Source organism: Microbacterium sp. BF1, from assembly GCF_019279095.1.
Lineage (GTDB): Bacteria > Actinomycetota > Actinomycetes > Actinomycetales > Microbacteriaceae > Microbacterium > Microbacterium maritypicum.
Window position 1 is genome coordinate 1 of record NZ_JAGYWT010000125.1, and the last position, 5,995, is coordinate 5,995.

Annotated in this window: 1 protein-coding gene and 3 rRNA genes; all 4 read left to right on the forward strand. The window is 57.5% G+C overall.

The annotated features are described in order from the left end of the window. A 16S ribosomal RNA gene (locus tag KZA10_RS06475) occupies positions 1 to 751 on the forward strand; the annotation flags it as partial. Positions 752 to 1,171: 420 nt separating this feature from the next. Then, a 23S ribosomal RNA gene (locus tag KZA10_RS06480) occupies positions 1,172 to 4,276 on the forward strand. Positions 4,277 to 4,384: 108 nt separating this feature from the next. After that, positions 4,385 to 4,501: ribosomal RNA gene (rrf, locus tag KZA10_RS06485) — 5S ribosomal RNA — on the forward strand. 72 nt (positions 4,502 to 4,573) lie between these two features. Further along, complete coding sequence (locus KZA10_RS17835) at positions 4,574 to 5,911, forward strand: hypothetical protein (RefSeq protein ID WP_256934493.1); 1,338 nt, start codon at positions 4,574 to 4,576, stop codon at positions 5,909 to 5,911. The last annotated feature ends 84 nt before the right edge of the window (positions 5,912 to 5,995 follow it).

The following is a 5,995-nucleotide window of genomic DNA, read 5'->3' on the forward strand; positions in this document are numbered from 1 at the left end:
CCTGGTAGTCCACCCCGTAAACGTTGGGAACTAGTTGTGGGGTCCATTCCACGGATTCCGTGACGCAGCTAACGCATTAAGTTCCCCGCCTGGGGAGTACGGCCGCAAGGCTAAAACTCAAAGGAATTGACGGGGACCCGCACAAGCGGCGGAGCATGCGGATTAATTCGATGCAACGCGAAGAACCTTACCAAGGCTTGACATATACGAGAACGGGCCAGAAATGGTCAACTCTTTGGACACTCGTAAACAGGTGGTGCATGGTTGTCGTCAGCTCGTGTCGTGAGATGTTGGGTTAAGTCCCGCAACGAGCGCAACCCTCGTTCTATGTTGCCAGCACGTAATGGTGGGAACTCATGGGATACTGCCGGGGTCAACTCGGAGGAAGGTGGGGATGACGTCAAATCATCATGCCCCTTATGTCTTGGGCTTCACGCATGCTACAATGGCCGGTACAAAGGGCTGCAATACCGCGAGGTGGAGCGAATCCCAAAAAGCCGGTCCCAGTTCGGATTGAGGTCTGCAACTCGACCTCATGAAGTCGGAGTCGCTAGTAATCGCAGATCAGCAACGCTGCGGTGAATACGTTCCCGGGTCTTGTACACACCGCCCGTCAAGTCATGAAAGTCGGTAACACCTGAAGCCGGTGGCCTAACCCTTGTGGAGGGAGCCGTCGAAGGTGGGATCGGTAATTAGGACTAAGTCGTAACAAGGTAGCCGTACCGGAAGGTGCGGCTGGATCACCTCCTTTCTAAGGAGCATCTGACTCTTCGGAGTCCAGAACCCAGATCGAAGGCATACGTTCTTCGCTGGGAGCTCATGGGTGGAACATTTGACATGGCATCGAGATCTGATCTCGGAACTAGTACGCCGCTTGCGGTTGGAAGGTTCTGGGTGAGGGGACCGGTGTCTGCACGCTGTTGGGTCCTGAGGGACCGGATGCGCTTTGACCTTCGGGTTGGAAGCATTTGGTTACTCTGGGCCTCTTTCTGTTTCCCCGTTTGCGGGGTTGTGGATAGGGGCACCGCCCGTACTTTGAGAACTACACAGTGGACGCGAGCATCTTGCAGCTGATCTTCGGATCGGTTGCACAAGATGATCTTAAAGATCATTAGTCAATTTCATTCCAGGCTTTCGAGTCTGGAGTCGATTCTGATTCAAACTCATGTGATTTCAAGTCTTTAAGAGCAAACGGTGGATGCCTTGGCATCTGGAGCCGAAGAAGGACGTAGCAATCTGCGATAAGCCTCGGGGAACTGATAAGCAAGTTTTGATCCGAGGGTGTCCGAATGGGGAAACCCCGCTGGGCGGCGTGCCGACCTAGTGACTCCCGCCTGAATATATAGGGCGGGTAGAGGGAACGTGGGGAAGTGAAACATCTCAGTACCCACAGGAAGAGAAAGCAACCGCGATTCTGTTAGTAGTGGCGAGCGAAACCGGAACAGGCTAAACCTAGCGTGTGTGATAGCCGGCAGGCGTTGCACGTTGGGGGTTGTGGGACTTTTCAGTCATCTCTGCCGAGGTGGCGGCGTTACAAGAAGGTATAGACGAACGGTCTTGAAAGGCCGGTCATAGAGGGTGCCAACCCCGTAGTCGAAATGCCTCTCTTGGCGCGAAGAGTATCCCAAGTAGCACGGGGCCCGTGAAATCCCGTGTGAATCTGTCAGGACCACCTGATAAGCCTAAATACTCCCAGATGACCGATAGCGGACAAGTACCGTGAGGGAAAGGTGAAAAGTACCCCGGGAGGGGAGTGAAATAGTACCTGAAACCGTTTGCTTACAAACCGTTGGAGCCTCCTTAGTAGGGGTGACAGCGTGCCTTTTGAAGAATGAGCCTGCGAGTTAGCGATATGTGGCGAGGTTAACCCGTGTGGGGTAGCCGTAGCGAAAGCGAGTCTGAATAGGGCGATTCAGTCGCATGTCCTAGACCCGAAGCGAAGTGATCTATCCATGGCCAGGTTGAAGCGACGGTAAGACGTCGTGGAGGACCGAACCCACTTAGGTTGAAAACTGAGGGGATGAGCTGTGGATAGGGGTGAAAGGCCAATCAAACTTCGTGATAGCTGGTTCTCTCCGAAATGCATTTAGGTGCAGCGTTGCGTGTTTCTTGCCGGAGGTAGAGCTACTGGATGGCCGATGGGCCCTACAAGGTTACTGACGTCAGCCAAACTCCGAATGCCGGTAAGTGAGAGCGCAGCAGTGAGACTGTGGGGGATAAGCTTCATAGTCGAGAGGGAAACAACCCAGACCACCAACTAAGGTCCCAAAGCGCGTGCTAAGTGGGAAAGGATGTGGAGTTGCCTTGACAACCAGGAGGTTGGCTTAGAAGCAGCCACCCTTGAAAGAGTGCGTAATAGCTCACTGGTCAAGTGATTCCGCGCCGACAATGTAACGGGGCTCAAGCACGCCACCGAAGTTGTGGCATTGACATTATTGGTAGGCCTTCGTGGTCCAGCCGTGTTGATGGGTAGGAGAGCGTCGTGTGGCCAGCGAAGCGGCGGTGTAAACCAGCCGTGGAGGCTACACGAGTGAGAATGCAGGCATGAGTAGCGAATGACGTGTGAGAAACACGTCCTCCGAAAGACCAAGGGTTCCAGGGTCAAGCTAATCTTCCCTGGGTAAGTCGGGACCTAAGGCGAGGCCGACAGGCGTAGTCGATGGACAACGGGTTGATATTCCCGTACCGGCGAAGAACCGCCCAAGCTAATCCAGTAGTGCTAAGTGTCTGAATCCCAGTGACTGATCCCTTCGGGGTGACGCTCTGGGCCTAGCGCACGACCCCATTCTGGTGCGGTTAGCGTATTAACAGGTGTGACGCAGGAAGGTAGCCCAAGCCAGGCGATGGTTGTCCTGGTGCAAGTGCGTAGGCCGAGTCGTAGGCAAATCCGCGATTCACATAGGCTGAGACACGATGCGGATAAAAAGTGGGTGATCCTATGCTGCCAAGAAAAGCATCGACGCGAGGTTCTAGCCGCCCGTACCCCAAACCGACTCAGGTGGTCAGGTAGAGAATACCAAGGAGATCGAGAGAATCGTGGTTAAGGAACTCGGCAAAATGCCCCCGTAACTTCGGGAGAAGGGGGGCCTTCGGCGTATAGGGATTTACTCCCGAAAGCGTTTGGAGGCCGCAGAGACTAGTGGGTAGCGACTGTTTACTAAAAACACAGGTCCGTGCCAAGTCGCAAGACGATGTATACGGACTGACGCCTGCCCGGTGCTGGAAGGTTAAGAGGACCGGTTAGCCGCAAGGCGAAGCTGAGAATTTAAGCCCCAGTAAACGGCGGTGGTAACTATAACCATCCTAAGGTAGCGAAATTCCTTGTCGGGTAAGTTCCGACCTGCACGAATGGCGTAACGACTTCCCAACTGTCTCAACCGCGAACTCGGCGAAATTGCATTACGAGTAAAGATGCTCGTTACGCGCAGCAGGACGGAAAGACCCCGTGACCTTTACTACAGCTTGGTATTGGTGTTCGGTGTGGCTTGTGTAGGATAGGTGGGAGACTTTGAAGCATGGACGCTAGTTCGTGTGGAGTCATTGTTGAAATACCACTCTGGTCACTCTGGATATCTAACTTCGAACCGTAATCCGGTTCAGGGACAGTGCCTGGTGGGTAGTTTAACTGGGGCGGTTGCCTCCCAAAAAGTAACGGAGGCGCCCAAAGGTTCCCTCAACCTGGTTGGCAATCAGGTGTCGAGTGTAAGTGCACAAGGGAGCTTGACTGTGAGACTGACAGGTCGAGCAGGGACGAAAGTCGGGACTAGTGATCCGGCAGTGGCTTGTGGAAGCGCTGTCGCTCAACGGATAAAAGGTACCTCGGGGATAACAGGCTGATCTTGCCCAAGAGTCCATATCGACGGCATGGTTTGGCACCTCGATGTCGGCTCGTCGCATCCTGGGGCTGGAGTAGGTCCCAAGGGTTGGGCTGTTCGCCCATTAAAGCGGTACGCGAGCTGGGTTTAGAACGTCGTGAGACAGTTCGGTCCCTATCCGCTGCGCGCGTAGGAAATTTGAGAGGATCTGACCCTAGTACGAGAGGACCGGGTTGGACGAACCTCTGGTGTGTCAGTTGTTCCGCCAGGAGCACCGCTGATTAGCTACGTTCGGGATGGATAACCGCTGAAAGCATCTAAGCGGGAAGCCGGCCTCAAGATGAGATTTCCATACCTTCGGGTGAGAGGCTCCCAGCCAGACTACTGGGTTGATAGGCCAGATGTGGAAGTGCAGTAATGCATGCAGCTGACTGGTACTAATAAGCCGATGACTTGATAACACACCGTTTGTTGGTGCTACGCGTCCACTGAGTGGTTCTCGATGTACGGTCGAGAACCGCATAACAACAATGACTTTGTTATGTGTTTGATTGAAACATCAATAGTGTTTCGGCGGCCATAGCGTGAGGGAAACGCCCGGTTACATTCCGAACCCGGAAGCTAAGCCTCACAGCGCCGATGGTACTGCAGGGGGGACCCTGTGGGAGAGTAGGACACCGCCGGACTCCTTTTAGTCAAAATGGCCACCCATCGTTGGGTGGCCATTTTGCGTTTACACGAAGAGAGCAGGGAGCATCATGCCAGAAGAGGAAGAGCGCCGTCCGCGTCGCAACGACGACAGTGGATCGCGCGGGAACCGGGCTTCTGGCGGACGCTCCGGCAACAGTCGAGACGCCGCAGCTCCGCGCCGTGAGGGTGGCGGGTACAACCGTGATGGTGCAGCTCCGCGCCGCGAGGGCGGCTACAACCGTGATGGTGCAGCTCCGCGCCGCGAAGGTGGCTACAACCGTGATGGTGCAGCTCCGCGCCGCGAAGGTGGCTACAACCGTGATGGTGCAGCTCCGCGCCGCGAAGGCGGGTACAACCGTGACGGTGCAGCTCCCCGTCGCGAGGGCGGGTACAACCGTGACGGTGCAGCCCCTCGCCGCGATGGCGGCGACCGCGACAAGTCCCGGTCTTTCCCGCAGCGTGGGGGAGCGGGCAGGGAGCGTCCGGCTCAGGCGGCCAACGAGCGTCCGCGGTTCGATGAGCCGCACATCCCCGATGAGGTCACGGCCCGTGATCTCAATGGGGCAGCTCGCAACGAGCTCAAGACTCTGAGCAAGGAGAACGCCGAGCACGTCGCCCGTCATCTGGCGATGGCCTCCCGCCTCATCGACGAGGATCCCGCACTGGCTCACGAGCATGCGCTGGCTGCGTCGCGACGTGCCGGCCGCATCGCGATCGTCCGGGAGACTCTCGGCATCACCGCGTATGCCACGGAGGACTTCGCCCTCGCTCTGCGCGAGCTGCGCACCTACCGCCGCATCTCGGGCAAGGACGATCAGATCGCTCTGATGGTCGACAGCGAGCGCGGCATCGGTCGTTCCGACCGTGCTCTCGAGACCGGACGAGCCGTCGATCGCTCCGCGCTCGACACGCCTGTCCGCGTCGCGCTGGCGATCGCGATGTCGGGCGCTCGCCTCGACCAGGGCGATCTCGAACTCGCGCTCGGCGAGCTCGAGATCCCCGAGCTCGACCCCGATCGCGCATTCGAATGGAGCCCGGCTCTGTTCGCCGCTCGTGCCGCTGTCCTCGAAGATCTCGGACGCGCGGACGAGGCGGAGTTCTGGGCTCATCGCGCCGAGGTGGCCGCCGAGGCGCTGGGCGTCGATGACGCCGGCGACGAGGAGATCTTCATCGAAGACAGCCTCATCGAAGGCGAGTTCCCGGACGACGAGGACGGCGCACAGGGCGTCGCCGCGGCGACCTCTGACGATCTCGCTCCTGAGGGTGCTGAGGAAGAGTCGGATGTCGAAGAGGAGAGCGCCTCTGACGACGACGACGCGTCTGCGGAAGTGGACCCGACGGTCGAAGACGAGGTGCGCGAGCTTCTCGGCGAAGACGAGGACGAAGACTCGGACCCGGAGGCGTAGTGGCGCTGTTCTCTCGGAAGCGATCCCCGCGCACTCCGCTCGACGGGGTCGACACGGTTCTCGCTGATCTCGATGGTGTGGTGT